Genomic DNA, 24,999 nt, shown 5'->3' with positions numbered 1-24,999 from the left:
AGATCGTTCTTGTCCCGGCGCCTTTTTGGCTCCGTAGTCATTAATAGAGAATACTGGCACCACTCTCTGCACCACTGGCAATCGCGCGCATATTGGCAAAGAGTTCACGCCCGGTGCCTCGGGCGCTTTCTGTCAGGTCACATTGGGCGGGCTCGCGCGCATTAAATTCAGCCTCATCCACCATGACTTGCAGGACTCCAGCTTCGGAGTCGAGCTCGATCATGTCTCCTTCGTGTACCTTGGCTATCGCACCACCTTCTAGCGCTTCCGGTGACATGTGAATTGCGGCAGGCACCTTGCCGGAAGCACCAGACATGCGGCCGTCGGTCACCAGTGCTACTTTAAAACCGCGATCCTGCAACACCCCGAGTGTCGGCGTGAGCTTGTGCAGTTCCGGCATACCATTGGCGCGCGGGCCCTGGAATCTCACAACGGCAACAAAGTCCCGCTCCAATTCACCCGCTTTGAAGCGTTTTAACAAATCATCCTGGTTATGCAGAACAATGGCGGGCGCTTTCACCTTAAGGTGTTCAGATTTAACCGCAGAGACTTTAATAACGCTGCGACCCAGGTTTCCCTCGAGCAACTGCAGGCCGCCATGGCCGGAGAAAGGATCACTGGCGGGGCGAATTACCGATGTATCGCCGCTCTCTTCGGGTGTCGGCTTCCATACCACGCCTGCACCATCCTCTTTCAGGAAGGGGTCCTGGCAGTAGGGGTCGAGACCGGAGTCGCCCAGCACCGTGTGTACATCGTCGTGCAAGAGCCTCGCAGAGCGCAGCTCACGCATCAGGAACTGCATCCCGCCTGCAGCGGCGAAGTGGTTAATATCAGCAGTACCGTTGGGATACACATGACACAGTAACGGCACGACTTCGGAGAGATCAGCCATGTCTTGCCAGGTCAATTGAATACCTGCTGCTCGCGCCATCGCAATCAGGTGCAGGGTATGGTTAGTGGAACCACCCGTGGAGAGCAGCCCTACGACACCATTGACGAAGGCTTTTTCGGTAAGAATTTTTGCCACCGAGGTATGGCAGCTGGGCTCAGTAATTTTTACCAGCTGTGCTACCGCTGCCTCGTTTAAGGCTTCGCGCAATTCGGTGCCCGGATTGACAAAAGAGCTGCCCGGTAATTGCAGCCCCATAATTTCCACCAACATTTGGTTGCTGTTGGCAGTGCCATAGAAAGTGCAGGTTCCCGCACTATGGTAGGAGGCACTTTCAGCCTCCAGTAATTCACTACGCCCCACTTTACCTTCAGCATAGAGCTGGCGAATGCGCACTTTTTCCGCATTGGACAGCCCGGTGGGCATCGGTCCTGCGGGGACAAAAATAGAGGGAAGGTGCCCAAAAGACAGAGCACCAATAACCAACCCAGGGACAATCTTGTCGCAGATGCCCAGGAACATGGCACCCTCAAAAACATCGTGGGATAAGGCAATCGCTGTGGACATCGCGATCACATCGCGTGAGAAAAGGCTCAACTCCATGCCCGCACGGCCCTGGGTAACCCCATCGCACATAGCCGGCACACCGCCTGCTACCTGGGCCGTTGCGCCATTCCGTGCCGCCGCTTCCTTTAACTTCGCGGGGTAAGCACCGTAAGGCTGATGGGCAGAGAGCATGTCATTGTAGGCATTGACGATGCCCAGGTTCGGCCCCCGACCTGAAGCGATCAACTGCTTGTCACTCTCCGGTGAGGCCGCAACCGCATGGGCCAAATTTCCACAGGATAGGTGGGTGGTGGCCCGGCCTTCAATGTGTGCTCTCTCAACCTGCGCCAAGTACGCTGCGCGGGTTTCTTCACTGCGCCGCTTGATGCGCTCAGTAACGGCCTGAACCTTGCTGTGAACCATGACTATTCCGTATTAACTTTGTTGAGGCGGTTGGTACAAACAAAAACCGCCAGGGTCACATTTCAGTGGCACCAGCCACTTGCGATTGTCTTTCCCTGTGCCTGCTCCCCGGCCAGATAGCTACCACTGCAACCCTTTGGTTGTAGTGCCGCCAGTGCCCTAATGCCCAGCGAAAAATCTGAAATCAAAGGAATAGTGTTCCGCCATTACCCGGTCTGTGGATTAAATATCCCTACAGGAAACAGAAAAATTCTTTCAGGCGCTGCCTTTTGAGGCGCACATAGAACTTTGTTACTGAACAAAACGTCCGTGTCCATACGCCGCTCTGCCCATATGGCGCTAAATATTAGTGATCATTCGATACTAGAACCTCCTCCCCTCAGAGGTAGTAGAGGTTCCAGGCGCCCGACTCGAGCAACACCCCAGCCTTGTAGCCACGCCATCTTATTGGAGCGCATTATGTAGTAAAACTACAAAAAAATTCAAGCGCTACCCCACACCTATTACGCATGCCCACCAAATAACCAAAAGTTACGAGGGGGATTGACGTAAAAAACATCTTAATGAGGCTAAATTAGAGACCGGGTAAGTATGAGTAGCCAGATTCATGAGGTGAAAAAGCAAAGGAATGTAGAAATTTTACAGAAAAATCACAGAATACAGCACGCCTCATAGCAGAAACCACAAACTACAAAGACGTGTGATAGCTGCCTAATTGCCATGGGCTGGCAGTTATTGCCGGCTCAAAACTGTTAAAATCCTGAGACCCGACAATACTTACCAGTCAATCGGCCACCCAGCCCGCAGCAGATGCTCTGGGCACCCCCCGTGTATAAACAGCAGCAGTAAAACTGATGGATGCATGAAAGTCACAATTAATGATGTCGCTGAGCGCGCGGGCGTATCGATCAAAACCGTATCCAGGGTGATCAACAATGAACCCTCCGTCAGGGCCAGCACCCGTCAAAAAGTGCTCGACGCTGTCACAACCCTCAACTACAGCCCCAATTTAGCCGCGCGAAATCTAGCTGGTACACACTCTTACTCAGTGGCATTTATCTATGACAACCCTAATGCCTATTACGTTATCGACATGCAAAACGGCATATTGGAAGCTTGCAGAGCGCATGGATACGAATTGTTGATTCACCCAAGCGATTCGAAGTCATCTCTCATTTCCGATGACCTATGCAGACTGGTAGACCACGGCAAAGTAGCCGGCCTAGTATTAACCCCGCCTTTCTCCGAAACCCCATCAATTATCGAGACATTGAAGTCTAGAAATGTGGAGTTTGTTCGCATCGTTTCCTCTCACAGCACTGAGGCGATTGAGGAAAACTGTATTCAAATTGACGACTACCAGGCAGCTTACGATATCACCCAGTACCTACTAGCACTCGGCCACAGGCGAATCGCCTACCTGAGCGGAGGAGAAGAACACCTATCCACACTCGGACGTCTGCAGGGGTATTGCAAGGCGCTCGAAGAAGCGGGAATAGCGATAGATCGGCAACTTATTATTAAAGGGGAGTATTCGTTTGAATCGGGGGAAGCCAGTGCAAAAGAAATTCTGCACTCCGACACCCCCCCTACAGCGCTGTTCGCCGGAAATGATGAGATTGCAGCCGGAGCTCTGTTCGCCGCACGCTTGCTAAATATTGATGTCCCCGGAAAACTCTCTATTGTCGGCTTCGAGGACAGTCCATTTTCCCGGCAAACATGGCCCAAGCTTACTACCGCACATCAGCCTAATCAGGAAATAGCCCGGTCTGCTGCCGAACTTGCGCTCAGCAGGATTCGCTGTAAAGGCGCTCAATCGTGTCATGGTAATGGCCTGGAGAGTTCAGACAAAATCCATCGCAGCTTCACCCCCCAGTTGGTTATTCGAGAGTCCACTGGGCCGGCACCATAGATAAGTGGCGCCCATTAAATTGCAGCGAAAGAGCAACCGCTAGGGGTTAATCGCCTTGATAGACTTCGACGCCCTCTATCCAGGTTCGACAAACTTGTAAGTCCTCACCCAGCAAAACCATATTGGCTCGCACCCCTTCTGCAATTACCCCCGCTCTCAGGCCGAGGAATTGGGCAGGGTAGAGACTGGCCATACGCAACACCTCTACAAGCTCGACATTGCACCAATCATGTACATTTCGCACTGCGCCAATCATGTCCAAATGAGAGCCCGCCAACTCACCTGTGCTAGAAGTCAATTTACTGCCTCTGCGAGTAACTATTCGATCAAATAGAGGGAAGCTCATTTTCTCACTGCCCACCAGTGACATCGCATCGGTAACCAGTAGCAATTTCCCGCGAGGCTTGGCCTTGAGCGCAAGCTTAATGGCGCCGACACTCACATGGTGGCCATCGGCTATCAAGCCACACCAGGCATCATCTCGAATCAGTGCCGTGCCAACCATGCCAGGCTCGCGGGAATGAAGTGGTGACATTGCATTGAACAGGTGGGTGAAGCCTGTGGCGCCCGCACTCAATGCCGCTTCGACCGTTTCCGCATTCGTATTTGAGTGACCCAGACAAACATGGACGCCCAGGGAAACCAGATTGCGAATGTCCGAACTGGCAACACTCTCTGGCGCCAAAGTAACCAGGCGTATCCCCAGGTCATCGCGAGCGTAAAGGGACAGCTCCTCATCACTTAAAGGACGAATAAATCCCTGCTCATGGGTGCCTTTTTTGGCCGTACTTAAATGAGGCCCTTCAAAATGTACACCGACAACACCCGGTACACCTGCAGACAAAGCCTCACTGACTGCATCGGCAGCGCGCTGCATAACCGATAACCGGTCAGTAATCAAAGTTGGCAGGAAGGCGGTGGTTCCAAACTGTGCGTGGGCTTCACTTATCTGTTGAAGCGCAGACAAAGTGGGGTCCTGGTTAAATAAAACACCACCGCCACCATTCACCTGAATATCCACCAAACCCGGCACCAAGAGCCCGGATAGCCGCTCCACGGAAGAAGTAACCCCTCCTCCGATAGCGCCTATAAGCCCGTTCTCCCCAATGGTAACCGCGACATCCGTCAGTATTCGCTCACCGTCAAAGAGTTTTGACGCCAATAGGGTAATCCCCTCTCTCCCCTCCAAAATAACGACTCCACTGTTCTATTTAGACTGTGCGGGTGATTTTCTTTAAGCCTACGGGTTCATCGGGATTAATGCCGCGGCTCACCGCCACATGTGCCACATCAATATAAAAACGCTGCAATAAGGCCAGCGGCGCAATTCGCGGATGCACCCCTTTGCTCGGCACATGCAAGTTAATCAATGCCGCGCCACGACGCCTGATTTCATCCACCTGCTCACTATGTGCCGGGAACGACTCATCCTCAATGGGAACATTGACCACGGTCAATTTCCCCTCGACCAAAGTGACCGGGCCGTGTAAAAATTCAGCGCTGGAATAGGACTCCGCATGAATATTACACACCTCTTTTAATTTGAGCGCCAACTCCCGAGTAATGCCGTACCCCGGCCCCCGCCCCAAAACCACCAGGTTTTGTACCGACGCCAGATCCTCCGGGCGCAATTGAATCTCCGCTCTAATCGCAGACTGCAGGGTTTTGGGTAACTCCTCCAGCGCCTCGCAAAGAGCCTTATCGCCAGTCCAGTGTGCCACCAACTGCAACACCGCTGACAAGGTGGCCAGATAACTCTTTGTAGCTGCCACGGCCTTTTCGGGGCCGGCTTTAAGAGGAATCACCAAATCAACCTCCTCCTTGATAGGCGCATTCTCGTCATTCAATAGAGCAACCGTATAGGCACCAGATTCTTTTGCCATACGAGCCTGCGCCAGGATGTCCGGACTTCTACCCGATTGAGATATCACCAATACCAGCGCCCCCTCAAGATTCAACTGGCGGCCATAAACACTGGATACTGACGGCGCTGCAGAAAAGGTTGGCGTACCCGTTTCAATTTCTATCAGATACTTGGCAAACACACCGGCATGATCTGAGGAGCCCCGCCCCACGATCATGACAAAACGCGGTGGCGAGTGCCGTAGCCTCTCCCCCAGCCGGGACATGGTTTTAGCATTAGCACGCAATTGTTCAGCGATCCGCTGAGGTGCCTCGCGAGCTTCAGCTTCCATAACTGTGGTAACCATATTCGACCCACCTACGTCACTAAAAATATGGGTGCAGCCTCAACAAGACCACCCTTTAATCTGCACGCTGTACGATTCGGACAGTCTTATTGCGCCTTCCTCTCAAACAGTCTATGCCCTGGCAATGACTCAGCTCGGATTATTGACACAATGTGCAGGGTTAATAACTGGCTGCAACAGCATCATCTATGCTTGATGGAGTACTGTGACTCACTGCCGGACAAACCACAGGAACAATCAATGGCCCAATTTAGGGGCAATGGTACAAGGCTAAAGTGGCACTTTGTCTTTCTTTTTCTGGTAGCTACGTTTATCGGCAGCTGCTCGAGTATTCAATTCGCTTACAATAATGTCGACTACTTAATACGCTGGAAACTGCATGACTATGTCAACCTAACCCAGCGTCAGAAGCAGGAATTACAGGCGGCTCTGAGCAGCTTTTTTCATTGGCACCGGCAGACTCAGCTACCTCGTTATGCCGACTTCCTCTCCCAACTAGCCAATGAAGTTGAACAAGGGCAATTGGAAACACCGCAGCTGGCGCCAGTTGAAAAGCAATTGCGGCAATTTATACATGCCGCCAGTAGCAACGCCTACGATTTACTACTTCCGATAGCTGCACAATTGACACCCCACCAAATTGATCAACTACAGCAAAATCTAAGAAAAAAACAACGGAAAATGCTGGAAAAATGGCAGCGCTCGCCATGGAAAATCCAGCGGCGCCGAGACCGGCAAATTAGACGCGAAAGCAGGCGCTGGCTGGGCACTTTGACTGAGTCACAGAAGCAGCTCATTGCTGCCTGGGTCGCACAAGTGGAATACAACCCGCTATTGCGCAGTGAGCAACAACACCTTTGGCAAGATGCCGTTATTGATCTGCTACGACAAAAACCGCCAGGCTATTTAGATAAATTACGCGATCTGCTGGAGAATCCCGAACAACTCTGGTCAGACCAATATCGTAAAACCCAAGAAGAGCGCCACCAACAAGCTCGCGAGCTGGGCAAGCAAATTTTGTCGAGCACCAGCCCAGCCCAACGCCACCATTTGAGTAAAACCCTGCGAGACTACGCCCAGGATTTCCGCACTTTATCCAGCCAATGACGGTAGAGACTTCTTTCTCTCTGATTTATACAGTGATGGAAGCGCTGCTGACTGGGCAGAGGAACTTTCATGGATCAAAAGTTCAATCCACCCCAGGGTATTATTACAGAATAGATTCAATAGAAACTAACGGCTCTTAAGCTGATTTCTGCTGACGAACCCAGTGCGAGACTGATAAGCTCACCCACTCAAATTTTCCGCCAGGGGAGTCCAAGTGCATATCGAGTCCGCCACACAAGAACAATTGATCGAGTGGGAAAAAGAATTAAGTGCCCACTATAAGAAAATTTGCCAGCACGGGCTAAACCTGGACATTACCCGCGGCAAACCTTCGGCGGAGCAGTTGAACCTATCAGACAAGCTCGATGGTATTCTGTCCTCGGACTACCGAACAGCAGATGGCACTGATACCCGTAACTATGGCGGCTTAGTTGGCCTAAACTGTGCCCGGGAACTCGGCGCTGAAATGCTCCAGGTGCCTGTTGAGGAGGTCATTGCTGGTGGTAATAGCTCACTCACCTTGATGTATTACGCCGTTCTTAACGGCTACCTATTTGGCTTTGCCGGCAACACTGCCTGGCGTGAATTGAAAGCCCCCAAATTTCTCTGCCCGGTTCCTGGCTATGATCGCCATTTCACCATCTGTGAGCAGCTGGGTATTGAGATGATCAATATCCCTATGGGTGCGAATGGACCCGATATGGATACCGTCGAGAAACTGGTCCAAGAAGACTCAGACATTATTGGTATCTGGTGTGTCCCCAAATTCTCTAACCCCACAGGAACCACTTACAGTAAAGAAACTGTAGGGCGTATTGCACAACTGGGGCTGGTTGCCAGCCCTGGCTTCCGGATTTTCTGGGACAATGCATACTCAGTGCACGACTTTGGACATCCTATAAACCTCACCAATATCCGCACTGCAACCCTAGAAAATGATACTGCCGATTGCGTCTTGCAATTTGCATCGACATCAAAGGTGACCCACGCAGGTTCGGGGGTTGCCTTCGTCAGCGCCAGCCAAGCCAACCTGAATTCACTGAAAGCGCAAATGCAAGCCATGACCATTGGTCCTGAGAAAGTCAACCAACTGCGTCACTCGCGTTTTTTTACCGAGTACACCAGTCTGAATGAGCATATGCGTAAGCACGCTAGTATTTTACGCCCTAAATTTAAATGTGTGCTGGAACATTTACACAATGCACTGACAGATGCAGCTATGGGTACTTGGGAGAAACCGGAAGGAGGGTACTTTGTATCCTTTAATACACTTCCCGGTTGCGCCAAAGCAGTGGTAAAACTTGCCGCCGATGCTGGGGTAAAACTCACTCCTGCAGGTGCCACCTTTCCCTACGGAGAAGATCCGGAGGATAATAATATCCGCATCGCACCAAGCTTCCCACCATTAGAAGAATTGGATACAGCAATGTCTGTATTTGTGCTCTGTGTGAAGCTGGCAAGTCTGCGTAAAAAACTCGACATGGCTTAGCGTAGCAGCCACAAAATTCATTGTGGCTCTAGCAGTTTTATGAACAAACCGCTAAATCATTTTTCAAAAAAGGCAACCCTGGGCTGCCTTTTTACAGGAGATGATTTTCTGCGCTTAAGTAGCGTTTTGCAAACTTCTCGTCCACCTGTGACAAATCTACGACCACCAGCCCATCCACCGAATCACAAAAATCCGGATCAATGTTAAACGCATGAAAACTGGTTCCACCCGGTTTAGTAAGGGATGCATATTTTTTGAACAGAGGAGGAAGCATGACTCCCTCTTCGCGCAAAACTTGTTTTAACTGGCGCATATCAGAGACTGAATTCCCGAGGAGCTTGGGCAATTCGTCATGAGCTTCTGGAAAGGGTAAGCGGGCATCGCCGAGGGAGTTTTCAGGCGCAAAATAATGGGAAAAATAACGAACGATAACCGACTTTGCCCGCACAGAAAAAGTGCCAGGCATAGATACGGGGCCAAAAAGATATCGCACGTTATTGCGTAAAACCCACTGCCCTATCGCACACCATAACAGGTCCAAACCTCGCCCTTTCCAGTAATCCGGCAACAGAAAGCTGCGGCCCAGTTCGGCTGAATCCGGGAGACACTGTCGAGGCGCCTGCGGGTAATTAAACAAGGTACTACTGTAAATATCGTCAGCAGCTAACTCTTCCGTTGCCGCTATACGATAAGCCCCCGCAATTTTCTGCCGCCCTGAATCCCATAACAGAAGATGGTCGTAATGGGCATCAAAGGCATCCCAATCCCGGCTTTGGCCGGTTCCTTCACCCACTGCGCGAAAGGCAATTTCTCTCACCCGTGCCAACTCTCGCATCACTGGACAATCGGCTTTCTGCCGGTAGAGCCGCACAGAAAATTGACCTTGTTCGGTGAGAATTTCACAGGATTTAACCGCTTTATTCACCTCATCCCGGGGTTCAGCCGCAACAATTAATTCAGGCCCTAATGGTGCCGGAGAGCGGTGTAACTGATGCACATGTTTACGCCATAGCGCCGCCTTGGCACGGGGCATCAATGGCCAGCTGCGAAAGTGTTCTGCTTCAAGGGGGCGTCCGATACGTATATCAATACTGCGGCTGGCCTGTTTAAACATTTCCCTGATCAACCACAACGTTGACAGTGGCTTGTTCAACATAGAAAGGCCGTAAAACCACCATGAGTTCCTGCCAAGTACCTGTACTGGCAGAATGGGCGCATTAGTTTTTTCCGCAAAACGGGCAAAGCCCGGATTCCAGCGCCCATCACGCACCCCCTGCGGGGTAAGCCTGGACACTTCTCCCGCAGGGAAAATAATAATCGCCCCTCCAACCCCCAAATGGCTGTAGATACCCTCTATATCAGCTCTGCGAGTGCGGCCGTTAAAATTATCTACCGGCAATAAATAGGAACGTAATGGCTTGATATTCCACAATAACTGGCTAGCCACCGCGCGCACATCTTTGCGCACACGGGCAACCATATCTATCAAAGCTAGGCCGTCCAGGCTTCCCAGCGGGTGGTTAGAAACAATGACCAAGGGGCCACTGACAGGTATCCTCTCCAGCTCAGAAGGGGTTAATTCATAACGAAAATTGAGTCCATCAAAAACCTGCCGGATAAAATCCAGACCGCCTAAATGAGGAAAGCCACTGGTAAATTCTTGCAATTGCTCATCACAACAAATTTTTTTTAGTGTGGCCGAAACCAATTTGCGAGTGGGTTTTTGCGGTGCCGCACTGTACCAGGCATTTTTTAGCAAAAGATTTTCAAGTTGAATCATGCCGCAACGACCTCTGTCATTATGCTGGCAATTTTCGGTGCCCGGTACCAATGTAACAGGTCCAAACTGCCATCTTGTTGTTCTACCACAGCACTCATGGAATCAACCCAGTCACCACAATTGGCATAGGTCACTCCACTACCGGACATCATCTTATGCCTTAATGCAGGTCGATGGATATGCCCACAGATCACACCATCAAATCCTTGAGAAATAGCTTCGCGGGTAGCGACATCCTCAAAATCACTCATCATCTGCCGAGCCGCGCCCACCCGATTTTTCACCTGACTGGCGAGAGACCACCAGGGCTTATTAAAACGGTTACGCCAATAATTTATCCAGCGATTGATTCGCAGCATCATGTAATAACTGCGGTCACCAATGTGGTATCTCACGGGATTTATTTTGATACGGTGCTCAAATTGATCACCGTGGGTCACCCAGTAACGGCGACCATCGGAAGCGGTATGTATGCAGTCTCTCTCAATACGAATATTTCCGAGACGCTTGCCCACCCAACTGCGCATGGGGGCATCATGATTTCCAGGAATATAAATAACTTCAGGGGTCAAACTGCTTAGCTCTGAGAGCATGCCCAGTAATAGAGAAGAGGCCTGGCACCATGTACCTCGTCCTTGAGAAAGTGCCTGCATATCAAAAATATCCCCAACCAGGTAAACCGTATCGGCACGATTCTGAGCCAGAAAATCTGCAAGTCGATGGGGCTCACTGTCTCTACTGCCTAAATGGACATCGGAAATCCACAGTGCGCGATAGCGATTGCTCATAGCAAAGTTCCAGTCTGTACCAGTTATCCGCCCACCTATTTAAAGAGCAGATATGCAGCAAAATGTAGGTCGTCGCCAGAGCTAACTTGAGAAAAATCGATAAATTCGTATTTATTCTCTTGCTAGCAAATTGAGAGCAACCAGGCCTATATAAGCCTGTTGATCGTCAAGGTCACCACTTTGCAGCGATTTGATGACAGTCAGGAGGATTTTTATTGAAGCTTATATTGCAGCGGAAAAAAAGGTGCGGGGGATGAATTTGACGCTAAAAACCGGACCTTGGCCCGGTCTTGAGGGAAGTAAAACGGAGGCTGAATTTATTCGGTGTCTTGGGGATGTCGGATCGGCGGCGCAAAGGGGAATTTGGCGACTTTATCGCCTTTAACTTCCACAATCTTGCCGGTACCCTCTTTCTCAACTTCGTCGATGCGCACAATACTGTGCATCGGAATGTATGAGCGGGTTACTGACGCAAATTCTGTTTTCAGCTTTTCCTCACTGGGATCCACCACGAGCTGGGCCTTCTCCCCGAAAACAAACTCCTCAATTTCGATAAAGCCGTACATATCACTCTGATAAATGGCTCGCGCGTAGAGTTCATACACTTGGTTTTGATTGTGGAAAATAACTTTATAAATCGGGTTGGCCATAAGTCTCTCAGGATGGGGAAGACCCCGAAGCTCAAATTGATCAAAAGACGGGCAAAGCCCGAAAAAGCGGGCAAGAATAGCACAGGTTCGCAACAGCTAATATAGCCATCTATGCAGTGCCGGGCCGTATCGCTATAATGCCCCACCCTAATTGTTGACCAGTTTTTAACCAGGCGCGATATGTCCGAAACATCGGTGAAAAAGCTATACATTAAAACCCACGGCTGCCAAATGAACGAGTACGATTCCGCGAGGATGCGCGATCTGCTCGGGGAGTCCCACGATATGGTCCCCACGGACGACCCCAAGGAGGCAGATGTACTATTGGTCAACACCTGTTCTATCCGCGAGAAAGCCCAGGAAAAATTGTTCCATCAACTGGGCCGCTGGAAGCACCTCAAGGAAAAAAATCCCGATTTGGTGATAGGTGTTGGCGGCTGCGTTGCCAGCCAGGAAGGTGAGGCGATTGCTAAGCGCGCCCCTTATGTAGATCTTATTTTCGGTCCACAGACCCTGCACCGGTTGCCGGAAATGATGGAGACCAAAGAGCAGAAAAGTGGCGCGATCATTGTCGATGTGAGCTTCCCTGAGATTGAAAAATTCGATCGCCTGCCACAACCAGAAGCGGACGGTGCCTCTGCATTTGTGTCCATCATGGAAGGCTGCTCCAAGTACTGTACTTTCTGCGTGGTTCCCTACACCCGGGGTGAAGAAGTAAGCCGTCCAGTAGCTGATGTCCTGGAAGAAGTTGCCCATTTGGCCGACCAGGGAGTCCGCGAAGTCAACCTGCTCGGGCAAAACGTCAACGCTTACAGAGCTGCCGGGGAAGACAGCCACGAAGCCGACTTCGCCGAGCTGATCACCTACGTCGCAGCAATTGATGGCATCGACCGCATCCGCTACACCACCTCCCATCCGGTCGAATTCTCGGACGCTCTAATTGACGTTTACGCCCAGGTTCCGGAGCTTGTCAGCCATTTGCACCTGCCCGTTCAAAGCGGCTCAGATCGTATCCTGATGGCCATGAAGCGCGGCCATACCGCCTTGGAATACAAATCCAAAATTCGCCGTCTGAAAAAGATTCGCCCAGATATCTGCCTGTCCTCCGATTTTATTATCGGCTTCCCCGGTGAGACCGACAGGGACTTTGAAGCCACGATGAATTTAATCCAGGACGTGGGCTTCGATATCTCATTCAGCTTTATTTATTCTCCCCGTCCCGGTACACCCGCTGCCGACCTGCCAGATGACACACCGGAAGAGGTTAAGAAGCAACGCCTGCAGCTTCTGCAATCCCGTATCAACCAGCAAGCGGCCGCTATTGCCCGCCGGATGGTAGGGAATACTGAGCGCGTCCTGGTGACTGGAGTTTCCAAGAAAGACCCAGGGCAACTGCAAGCGCGGACAGAGAACAACCGCGTCGTCAATTTCCGCGCAGACGACCTCGCCCTGATTGGTAAATTTGCCGATATTTTGGTTGAGGAAGCACTACCAAACTCCCTGCGCGGCACTTTGCTCACCTCAGAGCTGGATGAAGATCTTTTCTAGTGTCCTGTAAACCACTTAAATCCCGGCAGGATGTGCCCAAAAACCACATCCTGCCGCCAAAATAGGCTCCACTTGCCGATCAAATTACATTCTGTAATTAAAATTAGGTAGAGTTAGAATCTATTTGTAGGAATCACCTCTTTCCCATAGTGGGAAAATGGGTATACCCTAGCAATGTAACCCTTGGATTAAAGGTGCCGGAAACCAATTTGGAAACACAAACCCTCGCTCACAGCATCACTCTAGAACCCAATGACGCTCGCCGTCTCGCCAACCTTTGCGGTCAATTTGACCAACACCTGCGCCAAATAGAGCAGCGCCTGGGTATTGAAATACGCAATCGGGGCAACCAGTTTTCGTTTTATGGCGAGTCCAAATCCGCACGTGTTGCAGGCGAACTACTGCGATTTCTCTATAAAGAGACCGATACAAAGGATTACCTGACACCCAATGAAATCCATTTAGCTCTGCAGCAAGCTGGCATTGAAGAACTCCTCAATAAGGGTTCAGACAACGAATCCACAGAAGCTGACTCAGTAGTCCTGATTCGCACTCAAAAATGCTCGGTACGCCCCCGAGGTCTCAATCAGCGCAAATACGTTCACGCGGTACAAACCAACGATATCAACTTTGGTATCGGGCCTGCGGGAACCGGCAAGACCTATCTGGCTGTGGCCTGTGCTGTTGAAGCACTGCTCAAGGATGAGGTCGAGCGAATTTTGCTGGTTCGACCCGCCGTTGAAGCCGGTGAAAAACTCGGCTTTCTCCCCGGTGATTTGAGCCAAAAAGTCGACCCCTACCTCCGCCCTCTTTACGACGCTCTCTACGAGATGCTGGGCTTTGAAACTGTGGGGAAATTGATTGAACGCAATGTTATCGAAGTGGCTCCGCTCGCCTATATGCGGGGGCGCACCCTGAATAACGCCTTTGTCATCCTCGATGAAAGTCAAAATACCACTCGCGAGCAGATGAAAATGTTCTTGACGCGAATCGGCTTTGGCTCGACGGCGGTGATAACCGGGGATCCCAGCCAGGTCGATCTACCACGCGGACAAGCTTCCGGCCTGCGTCATGCGGTCGGAGTGCTGGGAAAGGTCAACGGTATCAGTTTTACCCACTTCGGAGCCAAAGATGTGGTTCGCCACCCCCTCGTGCAGCGTATCGTGGAGGCCTATGATATCCACGAAGCTGAGCTCGAAATGGCCACCGCAACCGCAGACAGGACACCCAGTAAAGCAGACGAAAATGCTGCGTAGAGCTCCGCACACGATTTATGATTGATTTAACACTCGACGTGCAGCGGGCCACCCGCTGCAATAGCCTCCCCTCTGATGAGGTTATCAACTCCTGGATACAGAAAGCACTTGCAACCCACCGAAAAGAGGCGGAACTGTCAGTGCGTATCGTCGACGAAAGTGAGAGCCAGGACCTGAATTTCCGGTACCGGGGCAAGGACAAACCCACCAACGTTTTATCCTTCCAGACAGATTTTCCTGCGGAGCTCGATCTTCCAATGCTCGGGGACCTTGTGATCTGTGCCCCGATAGTGGCACAGGAAGCGGAGCAACAAAGCAAATCACTGTTGGCGCACTGGGCACATATGGTGGTCCATGGCACACTGCACCTTCTAGGTTACGATCATATCGAGGATGCAGATGCCGAAGAGATGGAAAACCTGGAAACGGGGTTGCTGGCCAGCCTCGGCTTTGCAGACCCCTACACCCCGCTTGAAGAAGCCGGGTGATAGCCGCTGTACTACCGAGTTAATAGCAAGCTGCTACTGAATTTACCCACAAACGAGAGAATCCCGGAGCATGGCCACTTCCATGACCACAGACGAGCCCCCAAGTAGCCACTCAACGGGTAAATCCCGGCCGAGTGAAAAAAGTTGGCTGGAAAAGTTGTTCAGCGCTTTCTCCGCTGAACCCAAATCTCGCGATGAACTGCTGGATATCATCAAGGATGCTGCCGAGAACCAACTGGTAGACGCAGAGGCGCTATCTATCATCGAAGGCGCCCTGGATGTATCCAGCCAGCAGGTTCGAGAGATCATGATCCCCCGCTCGCAAATGGTTGTAGTAGGCATCCACGACAAGCCTGAAGAATTCCTCCCCAAAATTATTGAGTCGGGCCACTCCCGCTTCCCCGTTGTCGGAGAGAGTGTCGATGACATCCGAGGGATACTGCTGGCCAAAGACCTTCTACCCCTTTTGCTGAAAGGCTTCGATGAATTTCAGCTCGAAAATCTGATTCGACCCGCGAATATTATTCCTGAGAGCAAACGCCTGAATATTCTCTTGCGGGAGTTCCGTGAGAACCGCTACCACATGGCGGTGGTGATTGACGAATACGGCGGTGTTTCGGGAGTTGTCACCATTGAAGACATCCTCGAAGAAATAGTCGGGGAAATTGAGGATGAAACCGATGAGGAAGAAGCAGATAGCTTTATCCGCAAAGTCGGAGAAAACGACTACATAGTCAAAGCACTCACCCCCATCGAAGAGTTTAATGAATTTTTCGATAGCGCATTTAGTGACGAAGAATTCGACACTGTTGGCGGTCTCATTATGCAATCATTCGGCCATTTGCCGGGCCGGGATGAAGTCACTAGGTTGGGGGACTTTATGTTCCGGGTACTCTATGCGGATAGCCGCCAGATACATCTGCTGCGAGTGGCCCATATGCGCAAGCCTCCGGAAGAGGACAACTAAAAGCCGTACCGCTCTTTGAATTATGGTACTTCGAACCAGTTTGACTCAGTAAGTCTCAACACATAGATACCCTGTGATTCCGGGGTGTCCTGATTAGCAATTTTATGCGCAGATTATTTTCTCCGCTCGCCAGCGCTGGAGCTGGTGGGCTTATGACACTCTCCTTTGCCCCGTTTGATTACTGGGTTTGTAGCCTTCTGTCTCTGGCAATATTTGCCTGGGTACTCATCTCAAGCGCCAAAGATCAGCTACTGCCAGGCCGTACCACCCTCTGGCTGGCCTTCCTTTACGGAGTGGGGCTCTTCGCAACCGGCGCATCCTGGGTCTACATTTCGATCACGAATTTTGGCAACTCATCAGTACCTTTGGGGCTGGCCCTAACCGGCGGTTTTGTAGCCGTAATGGCGCTATTGCTGGCGGCTCCTTTTTACTTTCTCGGCCGGTTTACCGATAACCGATTCAGCTTTGCCCTCGCCTTTGCTGCAATATGGTTTATTAGCGAATGGTTTCGCAGCTGGATATTTACCGGGTTTCCTTGGCTCTTCGCCGGCTACGCCCATACTGACACTTGGCTATCCGGTTGGGCACCCGTGTTCAGCGTGTACGGAATAGGCTTGCTATTAGCCCTGACCGCAGCCGTGTTGGCACTGGCCGCCAGCGGCCGTCTGGCACCCATCAAACAGCGCGGCCATCTCGTCCTGATTGTCGCCGCCCTGGTACCCTGGCCAATAGGCGCACTCCTTTCCCAGATCGACTGGACAAGCCCCAAAGGCGGCATCATCAGCGTAGGGATGGTGCAGGCAAATATCCCTCAGGAGAAGAAGTGGTTACCCGAATTCCGTGGCGAGACCATCAATCGCTATCAGGAGGGGACCCGATCACTCAGCGATCAGGATGTGGATGTCATTATCTGGCCTGAAGCCGCCCTGCCTATGCTCTATGGCCAAGCGCCCAACCTGATGCAGGCACTGCAGCGCAATGCCGAGAATACCGATATCGACCTGATCACCGGCATTCTTTATGACACTAGGGACCCGGCACAGGGGGGCAGACAAATTCACAACTCCGCTGCGGTATTTGGGCAGAGCCCCAGTGTGTATCACAAACGTCATCTGGTTCCTTTTGGCGAGTATGTTCCACTGGAAGAGCTGATTCGAGGCACAATAGAGTTCTTCGATCTCCCCACATCATTTATTCGCTCTGGACCCGATGAACAGCCCCCACTGACTGCCGCCGGAGCCAGCTGGGCGCCACTGATTTGCTATGAAATTGTGTACCCTCAATTGGTGGCCGACACAGCCCTGTCAGCCCAGGTTCTACTTACTATTAGTAACGATGCCTGGTTTGGTGCCTCTATTGGTCCCCTACAACATATGCAAATGGCACAGATGCGCGCGCTCGAAACCGGCCGTTTTCTGGTAAGGGGTACCAATACTGGCATAACCGCTATCGTTGACCCTCAGGGCCACATCGTTGAGAAACTGCCGCAGTTTGAACAGGCCAATATGACCGGCGACATCAGAGCAATGATTGGCGCAACGCCTTTTATGTTGGGAGGTGTCTCATTAGTATTTGCCTTGGCACTGCCCATGCTGGCTCTGGCTCTGTTTTTGCGTAAAAGAACTGAGCCTAAGCCCAACAGATCCCTAACCGGAGAGCTGCCCGACTGAGTGAGAGGTACCCCTCTCCCTTATCTAACCCTGCCTAAACGGGGGATCGACTACCGAGAGCCCGCGACAGTCAAATATGGCTGCTATGCTGAATCAATTTTCTAGTGAATATAAGGCAAGGTGATTCCCCATGCATTGCTTAATTAGCGGTGGCACCGGACTTATAGGTAGGCTCTTTTGCCAACGCTGGCTGGAGCGAGGTAACAGCATTACGGTTCTAACCCGGCAACCGGAGAAAGTCCGGGCTCTTTGCGGGGAATCCGCCGATGCCTGCCGCGAACCGAGTGAGGTAACGCAACCGGTAGATATTGTTGTCAACCTGGCCGGTGAACCCATCTCCCAGCGCTGGACCGAAAAGCGCCGCTCCGAGATTCGCAACTCACGCCTGGGCACCACTGAAACGCTGGTACGCTGGACCCTTGCCCAACGGGATAAACCCCGTTATTTTTTATCAGGGTCTGCCATCGGCTATTACGGGGATCGTGGTGGAGAACTATTAAAAGAGAGTAGCGCTCCGGGGGGAGGTTTTGCAGCACAGCTTTGTCGGGACTGGGAAGGGGCAACTCTGCCACTTCAGCAGGCAGGTGTCAGCGTAGGTATCATACGCACCGCCATAGTACTGTCTATGCGCGGTGGCGCTCTCCCGCAGATGCTACCGCCATTTCGCTTCGGCCTCGGAGGGCCCATGGGTTCGGGCGAACATTGGATGAGCTGGATTCATGAAGAGGATGAAGTAGGGCTAATATTACACGCCATTGATAACCAGCTGTGCCGCCCTTTCAATGCCAGCGCCCCCGAACCTGTTACAAACAACAGTTTTGCCCGACTTCTCGCCAAAGAGTTACATCGACCGGCAATACTTCGAACACCCATCTGGGCTCTAAGAGTTTTATTTGGAGAAATGGCCGACGAATTGCTATTGGCCAGCGACAGAGTCGAGCCCTGCACGGCATTGGAAAGTGGCTACACCTTCCAATTTCCAACACTTGGACAGGCACTCGCAGACTTACTTAAAGGAGACAGCGCCACCACTAGGGCTAGCGCCTGATATACATCGCTGCGCTAGGCAGCAGCCATACTACTTTCGAGCGCCTGAGCCAGGTAGCGGCGGCTCGATTCACTGGTAACCAAATCACCGCGACACTCCATTGGCGCCGAGCCAACCCACTGGGCATGCCAGCGATACCAGTCAGACTGCTCAGCTTTTTCACGGAGCTCAATAAATTCCACCTCTGCAGGGACGAAACCGAACTCTCGTACTATCTGCCCCGCAAAGGTCTCAAAATTCTTACTGAGCTTGGCGCCACTATCGACACCAGAACACAGAAATACAAGTGTTCGACCATCCTGCTCCACACGCTTGAAGCCGATCCAAACTGCGCGGTTCAACCGATTGTGTAGCTGTATCGGAGAGAAAGAAAGTGGGATGCCCTTCATCATAAGGTTATCTCGATTATTGTTATGTTTTTTGTCCACAGCTGCTACTCCATATAAAAAAATAATCAATGGGTATGTCCTGTGGCGCCAGTCATCCTAAGCTCGGTACAACTAGCAATCAAGAGCTCTAAATAATCCAGCGCGACGCCTGATCCCTCATATTCTGTAGGCCTCTGAGATCACATTTTCGAAAAAGTTCCTCAACAACTTCGAATTGGCGGCAGGGGACTCCGGCGATACCAAACCCTTGCCAACACCTCCCGCCAGTAAACCTGGGTACGCAGCAGAGAGGCCGCATTCGGCAACCACCGCGCAATGCCGCGATGGGCTCGCGGTAACAATTCTTCAGCACTACCTACCGACAGGGGCTCTACCTGTAGACCAGCCTTGGAAAAGACTTCAGCAGCTCTCGGCATATGCCACCAATGGGTAACCAGCAGGACTGATTTTACCTTGGCTCTATGCAATATTTCAGCACTGTTCACCGCATTCTCTGCAGTATTACGGCTGCAATCATCGCGCCAAGTGACCGGGGTAGAGAACTTATCTTCCAGCAAGGAGGCCATCATCTGAGATTCTGTCAGCCGCTCTCCGTCATGTACTCGACCACCAGAAACCAGTATCGGCAGCCCTTTCGGTGCTTCTTCGGATGCCCCGATGACCCGCTCAAGACTTGAGGCAGAGAGCCTCTCATTACCTGAAACCCGATCCCGGTAGCGCCCAGCCCCCAAGATAACCACTGCTTCAGGCCTGGATTGAAATTGATCTGACACCTTCCCCAAGCGATTGCCCAGCCAGAAAGAAAAAGCCGGAGTCGCACTTACCCAAAGTACGCCAAATGAGAATATAGCCAGCGGCAGTGAGCACTTCTCCAGCAGTGACCCGGCAGGTAAAAATCGCAACAAGAATGCAATCAGCAGCCCCAAGAGTGGAGCCGTCGGGGGCATTAATAAGGTTGCAGCGGCCGAGTAGAGCGCACTCAATACTCCAATCCACCCTCAATCTGCCGAAAACATCCATAGCCGCAACGGTGGCAGGGAGTTATCTGGGCATTCTCAGGAGGCATAGCACGATAACCACACCCGAGACACTGCAGCTCCTCATCCGCCCCAACAGACTCTCCAGCCAGAGCCCAAGGCTTGCCATCCTTGATACAAAGCATCAAATTTGGCCAGGCGGTTTCTGTCGGATCAGCCGCATCCAACAGCCAACTACCACTGCGCTCTTCCAGGGTCTGTAACTCGCCCCCCAGCCCCCGCAGGTAGTCAGCCGCTTGATGTAAATCATCTTTTAACCAAGCACGTAAAAAAGCCATTTTATTGGCGGTAAGGTTCTCTACAGCCAGCTCACCCTCGACCAAATCCTCCAAGTCTTCACGAAACTCGTTGATCAGATCATCCTTAGGCGGCAACTTTGGTTCCTTCGTCACGGTATCCCTCCTATAATCCCGCGTTTACGCATCGTAAAAGATGCACCGGGGACGAGACTTGATCGCGATCAATATTTCCGATAGCCATTAACTCATCGCTCCCGAAAAACACTGAACAGTTTCCCGCAAATTTTGATCACAGAGTATAGGTCCCGAATCGATGGAAGAGCAGTACAACCCCTCCGCAGTCGAAGCTTCCGCCCAGGAATTCTGGGAGGCACAGAAGAGCTTTGAGGTTAAGGAAGATACCGGCAGGGAAAAGTTCTACTGCCTATCCATGTTCCCCTACCCCAGTGGCAAATTGCACATGGGGCATGTGCGCAACTACACGATTACCGATGTAATCACCCGTTACCAGCGTATGCAGGGTAAAAACGTGCTGCACCCCATGGGCTGGGATGCTTTTGGTCTGCCGGCAGAAAACGCCGCAATCCAGAACAAGACCGCGCCAGCCAAGTGGACCTATGCCAATATCGATTACATGAAAGGTCAACTGAAAGCCCTCGGCTTTGGCTTTGACTGGTCCCGTGAACTGGCTACCTGCCAACCCTCTTACTACCGGTGGGAACAATGGTTTTTCACTCGCCTGTACGAAAAAGGTCTGGTTTATAAGAAAAACTCTGCAGTGAACTGGTGCCCGCACGATCAGACCGTGCTGGCTAATGAGCAGGTGGAAGACGGAGCCTGCTGGCGTTGCGGCACCACCGTAGAACGCCGTGAGCTGGCACAGTGGTTTATCAAAATCACCGACTATGCGGAAGAACTGCTGGCCGACCTGGATAAACTGCCCGAGTGGCCAGAGCAAGTGCGCACCATGCAGCGCAACTGGATTGGCAAGAGCCTCGGCGTCGAGCTGAGCTTTGCGCTGCCCGAAACCGTCGCCGACATGGACCACTTCGACGTCTACACCACCCGCCCGGATACTCTGATGGGTGTCACCTATGTGTCCCTGGCGGCCGAGCACCCTATTGCTCTGGAACTGGCGGAATGCGATCCAGCGCTAAAAGCCTTCATTGCCGAGTGCAAAAAGCAGTCCCTATCCGAAGCCGATATGGCGACAATGGATAAACGCGGTATGGATACCGGGCTGAAGGCTATTCACCCCCTCACAGGCAAAGAAATCCCCATCTGGATCGCGAACTATGTATTGATGGATTACGGTTCCGGTGCCGTAATGGCAGTTCCGGCCCACGATCAACGCGACTGGGAGTTTGCCCACAAATACCAATTATCGATGATGCAAGTCATCGAATCTATTGATGGCCAATCCATCGATCTGGATAAAGCGGCCTATACCGAAAAAGGCAAGCTGGTGAATTCCGGCAATTTCGACGGCCTGGATTTCAGTGACGCTTTTACTGCGATCTCCGACGCACTGCTTGCTGCCGGCAAAGGTCGAATGACTACCAACTACCGCCTGCGCGATTGGGGGGTCTCCCGCCAGCGCTATTGGGGCGCGCCCATCCCCATGTACAATCTGGCTGACGGCGGAGAGATTCCGGTACCGGCAGAGAAGCTGCCCATTTTGTTACCGGAAGATGTAGAGCTCGACGGCATCCAGTCTCCTATTAAGGCCGATTCCGAGTGGCGTAAGGATGAACTGAACGGTACGCCCGTAGAGCGGGAAACCGACACCCTCGATACTTTTATGGAGTCCAGCTGGTACTACGCCCGATACACTTGCCCAGATTTTGAGGAGGGGATGCTGGACCCAGACCGCGCCAACTACTGGCTACCGGTGGACCAGTATGTAGGGGGTATCGAGCACGCGATTCTACACCTGCTCTACGCTCGCTTCTTCCACAAGCTGATGCGTGATGAAGGTCTGGTCAACAGCGACGAACCCTTTAAGCAACTGCTGTGTCAGGGCATGGTTTTGGCCGAGTCTTACTACAAGGACGACAGTGGTCACAAAACCTGGTTCAACCCAGCCGACGTCGATGTCGAGCGGGATGACAAGGGTAAGCCTATTAAGGCCTTTGTGCGTGAAAGCGGTGAGGAAATTACCGCTGGTGGCGTGGTGAAAATGTCCAAGTCGAAGAACAACGGCATAGACCCCCATGCGGCGGTTGAACAGTACGGTGCCGACACCTTGCGCCTGTTCACTATGTTCGCCGCACCGCCCGAACAAACTCTGGAATGGCACGATGCCGGCGTAGAAGGCGCCAGCCGATTCCTGCGCAAACTCTGGAAAACTGTTCACACCCATGTTGCCGCGGGCTCCAGTGATGCGCAGATTGATCAGCAATCTCTCAATGACAAGCAGCAGCAACTGCGCCGCAAAGCCCACGAGACCATCCAGAAAGTGGGTGATGACTACGGCCGTCGCCAGACATTTAATACCGCCATCGCTGCAGTTATGGAGCTCCTCAATGAAGTGAGCAAACTGGCAGAACGCGATTGCGAACAGGGCCTCGCGGTTGAACGAGAAGCTTTGCAGGCTACGGTTTTGCTGTTGGCCCCCGTTACTCCGCATATTTGCCACGAGCTGTGGAAAGTCTTGGGTAATACCAGCAGCCTGATTGATGCACCCTGGCCCAAAGTGAATGAAAAGGCACTCGTGCGCTCAAGTATCACCCTGGTGGTGCAAGTCAACGGCAAGGTCCGTGCAAAGTTGGATGCTCCAGCAGATGCCGATAAGGAAAGCCTGGAGAAACTGGCTCTGGAGAATGACAGCGTGCAGAAATTTATCGGTGACGCCACCGTACGCAAAGTCATAGTCGTTCCTGGCAAGCTGGTAAATATAGTCGCTAAGTAAAAACTCGCAACGCAGCAACCGGGAGCCCCGCTCTCGGTTGCTATGGCCGGGCTCGCCAAGACCGGCACGATTAAGCAAGGTAGTTTATGAGAACAATCACTAGTCGAGCCTTTATTTTTCTTCTCGCGATAGCCGTCGCAAGTTGTGGCTGGCACCTAAGAGGTGCGCCAAAGAATTTCCCTCCCGGCAGCACCCTGTATATCTCCAGTGAAAACCCTCGCAGTGACATTGCAGACCAAATGACCCGGTTACTCAACACTGCCGGCGTACCCATTGCCGAGTCACCGATGAGTGCCGATTATGTATTGATCATTCATCAGGAAATAGAACGAAAACTGACGGTGGCCGTAGACTCAGAAGGCAGAGCCTCTGAATATGAACTTATCACCGGTGCAATTTATAGTGTGCGTACTGGAACGGGAGAAGTACTTCTCAATAAAGCCCAGGCCGATGTATACCGTACTTTAGAGTGGGATATCTCTGAAATTGTTAGTAAAAGTGAAGAGGAAAATACACTGCGAGCAGAAATGCGCCGAGAACTCATCGGCCGTATTATTGACCGCCTTCGCCGCATTGACGTAAATGCACCACTGGAAGATAAAAGTTACTAGGTTTATTGACTTTAATGCGCACTAATCCCAATCAATTACAGCAAAGCCTGAAAAAGGGGCTATCACCAATTTATATTGTTTCCGGTGATGAACCCCTTTTGGTGCAAGAGTGCTGCGATCAAATTCGCTCCGCGGCTAAAAAATACGGCTTTACCGAACGTGAACTTATTCATGCTGAGCACAACTTTGACTGGGGTACATTACTGGCCTCCGCTGGAAACATGTCTCTTTTTTCTGAGAAAAAGCTGATTGAAGTTCGTGTTCCCGGTGGAAAACCTGGCGACAAGGGGAGTAAGGCTTTACAGGAGTTTACTGCTCTGGCCGACCAAGACCTATTGCTGCTACTCGTACTGCCAAAACTTGATAAATCCCAGCTTAATAGTAAATGGGTAAAGACTTTGGAGCAGTCAGGAATACTGACCCAAATATGGCCAGTTAGCTCTCAAGAAATGCCCCGCTGGATTAATCAGCGCCTTGCAACCGCCGGCCTCTCGGCTGAGCCTGATGCCGTGCAGATCCTGGCAGAACGCGTGGAGGGAAACTTGCTTGCTGCAAGCCAGGAAATAGAAAAACTCAAGCTTTCCAAGCTTGCAGGGCAAATCACTACAGAAATGATGGAACACAGCGTAACCAGCTCCGCACGTTACAGTGTTTTCGACCTGATAGACACATCTTTAGCAGCAGATGCTGCTAAAGCCATCAAAACCTTAGATGGGCTGCGCGTTGAGGGTGTTGAGCCTCCCATTGTACTGTGGGCTATAGCGCGAGAGCTTCGGACACTGATTGATATCGCGGAGAAACTGGATCAAGGTCAACCCTTATCTAGACTGGTGAGGTTACAAAAAAGACAGCCTTTGGTTCAGAGAGCTTTACACCGATTAAATAAAAGCCAACTTGAGAGCCTACTGATTCGCGCACGCGCAATCGACATCTCTATCAAAGGAGGCGCAACACACCAGTCTCCATGGGCGGGGCTACTGGAACTTACCCTTAATTTTTGTGGCCAGCGCACGATCTGATCTTCTCTTAATTGTCCCTACC

Annotated in this window: 21 protein-coding genes; 12 read left to right on the top strand and 9 right to left on the bottom strand. The window is 51.7% G+C overall.

Annotated features, from left to right (window positions below):
• Positions 1-40 precede the first annotated feature (40 nt).
• Complete coding sequence (edd, locus tag MO867_RS05965) at positions 41-1,858, bottom strand: phosphogluconate dehydratase (RefSeq protein ID WP_252465327.1); 1,818 nt, start codon at positions 1,856-1,858, stop codon at positions 41-43.
• Between the two features lie 862 nt (positions 1,859-2,720).
• Here edd and MO867_RS05960 point away from each other — a divergent pair.
• The gene (locus tag MO867_RS05960; RefSeq protein ID WP_252465326.1) at positions 2,721-3,770 is read left to right on the top strand and encodes a LacI family DNA-binding transcriptional regulator; all 1,050 of its coding nucleotides are present in this window, start codon (positions 2,721-2,723) and stop codon (positions 3,768-3,770) included.
• Positions 3,771-3,816: 46 nt separating this feature from the next.
• Here the strand turns inward: MO867_RS05960 and nagA are convergent, their stop codons facing one another.
• Both nagA and nagB-II read right to left on the bottom strand, forming a co-directional pair.
• Positions 3,817-4,959: an N-acetylglucosamine-6-phosphate deacetylase gene (gene nagA, locus MO867_RS05955; RefSeq protein WP_252465325.1), complete on the bottom strand. Its 1,143-nt coding sequence runs from the start codon at positions 4,957-4,959 to the stop codon at positions 3,817-3,819.
• Between the two features lie 22 nt (positions 4,960-4,981).
• On the bottom strand, positions 4,982-5,980 hold the full coding sequence (nagB-II, locus tag MO867_RS05950) for a glucosamine-6-phosphate deaminase NagB-II (protein WP_252465324.1): 999 nt from the start codon (positions 5,978-5,980) through the stop codon (positions 4,982-4,984).
• Positions 5,981-6,220: 240 nt separating this feature from the next.
• Here nagB-II and MO867_RS05945 point away from each other — a divergent pair, with 240 nt between their 5' ends.
• Together MO867_RS05945 and MO867_RS05940 are read left to right on the top strand one after the other, a co-directional pair.
• On the top strand, positions 6,221-7,087 hold the full coding sequence (locus MO867_RS05945) for a DUF6279 family lipoprotein (RefSeq protein WP_252465323.1): 867 nt from the start codon (positions 6,221-6,223) through the stop codon (positions 7,085-7,087).
• Between the two features lie 214 nt (positions 7,088-7,301).
• Positions 7,302-8,576, top strand: coding sequence for an aspartate aminotransferase type Ic (locus MO867_RS05940; protein WP_252465322.1), 1,275 nt, complete (start codon positions 7,302-7,304; stop codon positions 8,574-8,576).
• A gap of 91 nt (positions 8,577-8,667) precedes the next feature.
• Here MO867_RS05940 and olsF read toward each other — a convergent pair whose 3' ends face one another.
• From olsF to MO867_RS05925, 3 genes are all read right to left on the bottom strand, one after another.
• Positions 8,668-10,356, bottom strand: a complete 1,689-nt coding sequence (olsF, locus tag MO867_RS05935; protein ID WP_252465321.1) for a bifunctional ornithine lipid synthase OlsF — start codon at positions 10,354-10,356, stop codon at positions 8,668-8,670.
• Positions 10,353-11,144, bottom strand: a complete 792-nt coding sequence (locus tag MO867_RS05930) for a UDP-2,3-diacylglucosamine diphosphatase (protein ID WP_252465320.1) — start codon at positions 11,142-11,144, stop codon at positions 10,353-10,355. The genes olsF and MO867_RS05930 overlap by 4 nt, the downstream gene beginning before the upstream one ends.
• A 317-nt stretch (positions 11,145-11,461) precedes the next feature.
• Positions 11,462-11,794 (bottom strand): DUF1820 family protein, encoded by a 333-nt coding sequence (locus tag MO867_RS05925; protein ID WP_252465319.1) that lies wholly within the window; start codon positions 11,792-11,794, stop codon positions 11,462-11,464.
• Between the two features lie 180 nt (positions 11,795-11,974).
• On the opposite strand from MO867_RS05925, the gene miaB reads away from it, so the two are divergent.
• From miaB to MO867_RS05895, 6 genes are all read left to right on the top strand, one after another.
• The gene (gene miaB / locus MO867_RS05920; protein ID WP_252465318.1) at positions 11,975-13,342 is read left to right on the top strand and encodes a tRNA (N6-isopentenyl adenosine(37)-C2)-methylthiotransferase MiaB; all 1,368 of its coding nucleotides are present in this window, start codon (positions 11,975-11,977) and stop codon (positions 13,340-13,342) included.
• A 194-nt stretch (positions 13,343-13,536) separates the two neighbouring features.
• A complete protein-coding gene (locus MO867_RS05915) occupies positions 13,537-14,598 on the top strand; it encodes a PhoH family protein (protein WP_373565871.1) in 1,062 nt (353 codons plus the stop codon).
• A gap of 17 nt (positions 14,599-14,615) precedes the next feature.
• Complete coding sequence (gene ybeY / locus MO867_RS05910; protein ID WP_252465316.1) at positions 14,616-15,086, top strand: rRNA maturation RNase YbeY; 471 nt, start codon at positions 14,616-14,618, stop codon at positions 15,084-15,086.
• A gap of 70 nt (positions 15,087-15,156) precedes the next feature.
• Positions 15,157-16,053 (top strand): CorC family transporter, encoded by an 897-nt coding sequence (locus tag MO867_RS05905; protein WP_373565870.1) that lies wholly within the window; start codon positions 15,157-15,159, stop codon positions 16,051-16,053.
• A gap of 152 nt (positions 16,054-16,205) precedes the next feature.
• Positions 16,206-17,723 carry an apolipoprotein N-acyltransferase gene (gene lnt / locus MO867_RS05900; RefSeq protein WP_252465314.1) on the top strand — a complete coding sequence of 506 codons (1,518 nt, stop codon included), beginning with the start codon at positions 16,206-16,208 and terminating at the stop codon, positions 17,721-17,723.
• 130 nt (positions 17,724-17,853) lie between these two features.
• The gene (locus MO867_RS05895) at positions 17,854-18,771 is read left to right on the top strand and encodes a TIGR01777 family oxidoreductase (RefSeq protein ID WP_252465313.1); all 918 of its coding nucleotides are present in this window, start codon (positions 17,854-17,856) and stop codon (positions 18,769-18,771) included.
• A 14-nt stretch (positions 18,772-18,785) separates the two neighbouring features.
• Here the strand turns inward: MO867_RS05895 and MO867_RS05890 are convergent, their stop codons facing one another.
• From MO867_RS05890 to MO867_RS05880, 3 genes are all read right to left on the bottom strand, one after another.
• Positions 18,786-19,199 carry a hypothetical protein gene (locus tag MO867_RS05890; RefSeq protein ID WP_252465312.1) on the bottom strand — a complete coding sequence of 138 codons (414 nt, stop codon included), beginning with the start codon at positions 19,197-19,199 and terminating at the stop codon, positions 18,786-18,788.
• Between the two features lie 161 nt (positions 19,200-19,360).
• Positions 19,361-20,143: a YdcF family protein gene (locus tag MO867_RS05885; protein WP_252465311.1), complete on the bottom strand. Its 783-nt coding sequence runs from the start codon at positions 20,141-20,143 to the stop codon at positions 19,361-19,363.
• On the bottom strand, positions 20,140-20,589 hold the full coding sequence (locus MO867_RS05880; RefSeq protein ID WP_252465310.1) for a zinc ribbon-containing protein: 450 nt from the start codon (positions 20,587-20,589) through the stop codon (positions 20,140-20,142). Before MO867_RS05880 ends, MO867_RS05885 begins: the two co-directional genes overlap by 4 nt.
• Before the next feature lie 160 nt (positions 20,590-20,749).
• Between MO867_RS05880 and leuS the strand changes: the two genes are divergently transcribed.
• The 3 genes from leuS to holA all read left to right on the top strand — a co-directional run bounded on the left by leuS (position 20,750) and on the right by holA (position 24,977).
• Complete coding sequence (gene leuS, locus MO867_RS05875; protein ID WP_252465309.1) at positions 20,750-23,347, top strand: leucine--tRNA ligase; 2,598 nt, start codon at positions 20,750-20,752, stop codon at positions 23,345-23,347.
• Between the two features lie 86 nt (positions 23,348-23,433).
• A complete protein-coding gene (locus tag MO867_RS05870) occupies positions 23,434-23,958 on the top strand; it encodes an LPS-assembly lipoprotein LptE (protein ID WP_252465308.1) in 525 nt (174 codons plus the stop codon).
• A gap of 14 nt (positions 23,959-23,972) precedes the next feature.
• Positions 23,973-24,977 (top strand): DNA polymerase III subunit delta, encoded by a 1,005-nt coding sequence (gene holA / locus MO867_RS05865; protein WP_252465307.1) that lies wholly within the window; start codon positions 23,973-23,975, stop codon positions 24,975-24,977.
• The last annotated feature ends 22 nt before the right edge of the window (positions 24,978-24,999 follow it).

The sequence above is a fragment of the Microbulbifer okhotskensis genome (assembly GCF_023895975.1).
Classification (GTDB): domain Bacteria; phylum Pseudomonadota; class Gammaproteobacteria; order Pseudomonadales; family Cellvibrionaceae; genus Microbulbifer; species Microbulbifer okhotskensis.
The sequence above is the reverse complement of the archived record's forward strand: the minus strand, read 5'-3'. Positions and strand labels throughout refer to the sequence as shown.

Excerpts from the sequence above, each read along its gene's own strand:
- leuS (WP_252465309.1), top strand. The coding sequence starts at position 20,750 with ATGGAAGAGCAGTACAACCCCTCCGCAGTCGAAGCTTCCGCCCAGGAA.
- MO867_RS05960 (WP_252465326.1), top strand. The coding sequence starts at position 2,721 with ATGAAAGTCACAATTAATGATGTCGCTGAGCGCGCGGGCGTATCGATC.
- MO867_RS05945 (WP_252465323.1), top strand. The coding sequence starts at position 6,221 with ATGGCCCAATTTAGGGGCAATGGTACAAGGCTAAAGTGGCACTTTGTC.
- olsF (WP_252465321.1), bottom strand. The coding sequence starts at position 10,356 with ATGATTCAACTTGAAAATCTTTTGCTAAAAAATGCCTGGTACAGTGCG.
- MO867_RS05905 (WP_373565870.1), top strand. The coding sequence starts at position 15,157 with ATGGCCACTTCCATGACCACAGACGAGCCCCCAAGTAGCCACTCAACG.
- MO867_RS05930 (WP_252465320.1), bottom strand. The coding sequence starts at position 11,144 with ATGAGCAATCGCTATCGCGCACTGTGGATTTCCGATGTCCATTTAGGC.
- nagB-II (WP_252465324.1), bottom strand. The coding sequence starts at position 5,980 with ATGGTTACCACAGTTATGGAAGCTGAAGCTCGCGAGGCACCTCAGCGG.
- MO867_RS05895 (WP_252465313.1), top strand. The coding sequence starts at position 17,854 with ATGCATTGCTTAATTAGCGGTGGCACCGGACTTATAGGTAGGCTCTTT.
- ybeY (WP_252465316.1), top strand. The coding sequence starts at position 14,616 with ATGATTGATTTAACACTCGACGTGCAGCGGGCCACCCGCTGCAATAGC.
- miaB (WP_252465318.1), top strand. The coding sequence starts at position 11,975 with ATGTCCGAAACATCGGTGAAAAAGCTATACATTAAAACCCACGGCTGC.
- holA (WP_252465307.1), top strand. The coding sequence starts at position 23,973 with ATGCGCACTAATCCCAATCAATTACAGCAAAGCCTGAAAAAGGGGCTA.
- edd (WP_252465327.1), bottom strand. The coding sequence starts at position 1,858 with ATGGTTCACAGCAAGGTTCAGGCCGTTACTGAGCGCATCAAGCGGCGC.
- MO867_RS05925 (WP_252465319.1), bottom strand. The coding sequence starts at position 11,794 with ATGGCCAACCCGATTTATAAAGTTATTTTCCACAATCAAAACCAAGTG.
- lnt (WP_252465314.1), top strand. The coding sequence starts at position 16,206 with ATGACACTCTCCTTTGCCCCGTTTGATTACTGGGTTTGTAGCCTTCTG.
- MO867_RS05870 (WP_252465308.1), top strand. The coding sequence starts at position 23,434 with ATGAGAACAATCACTAGTCGAGCCTTTATTTTTCTTCTCGCGATAGCC.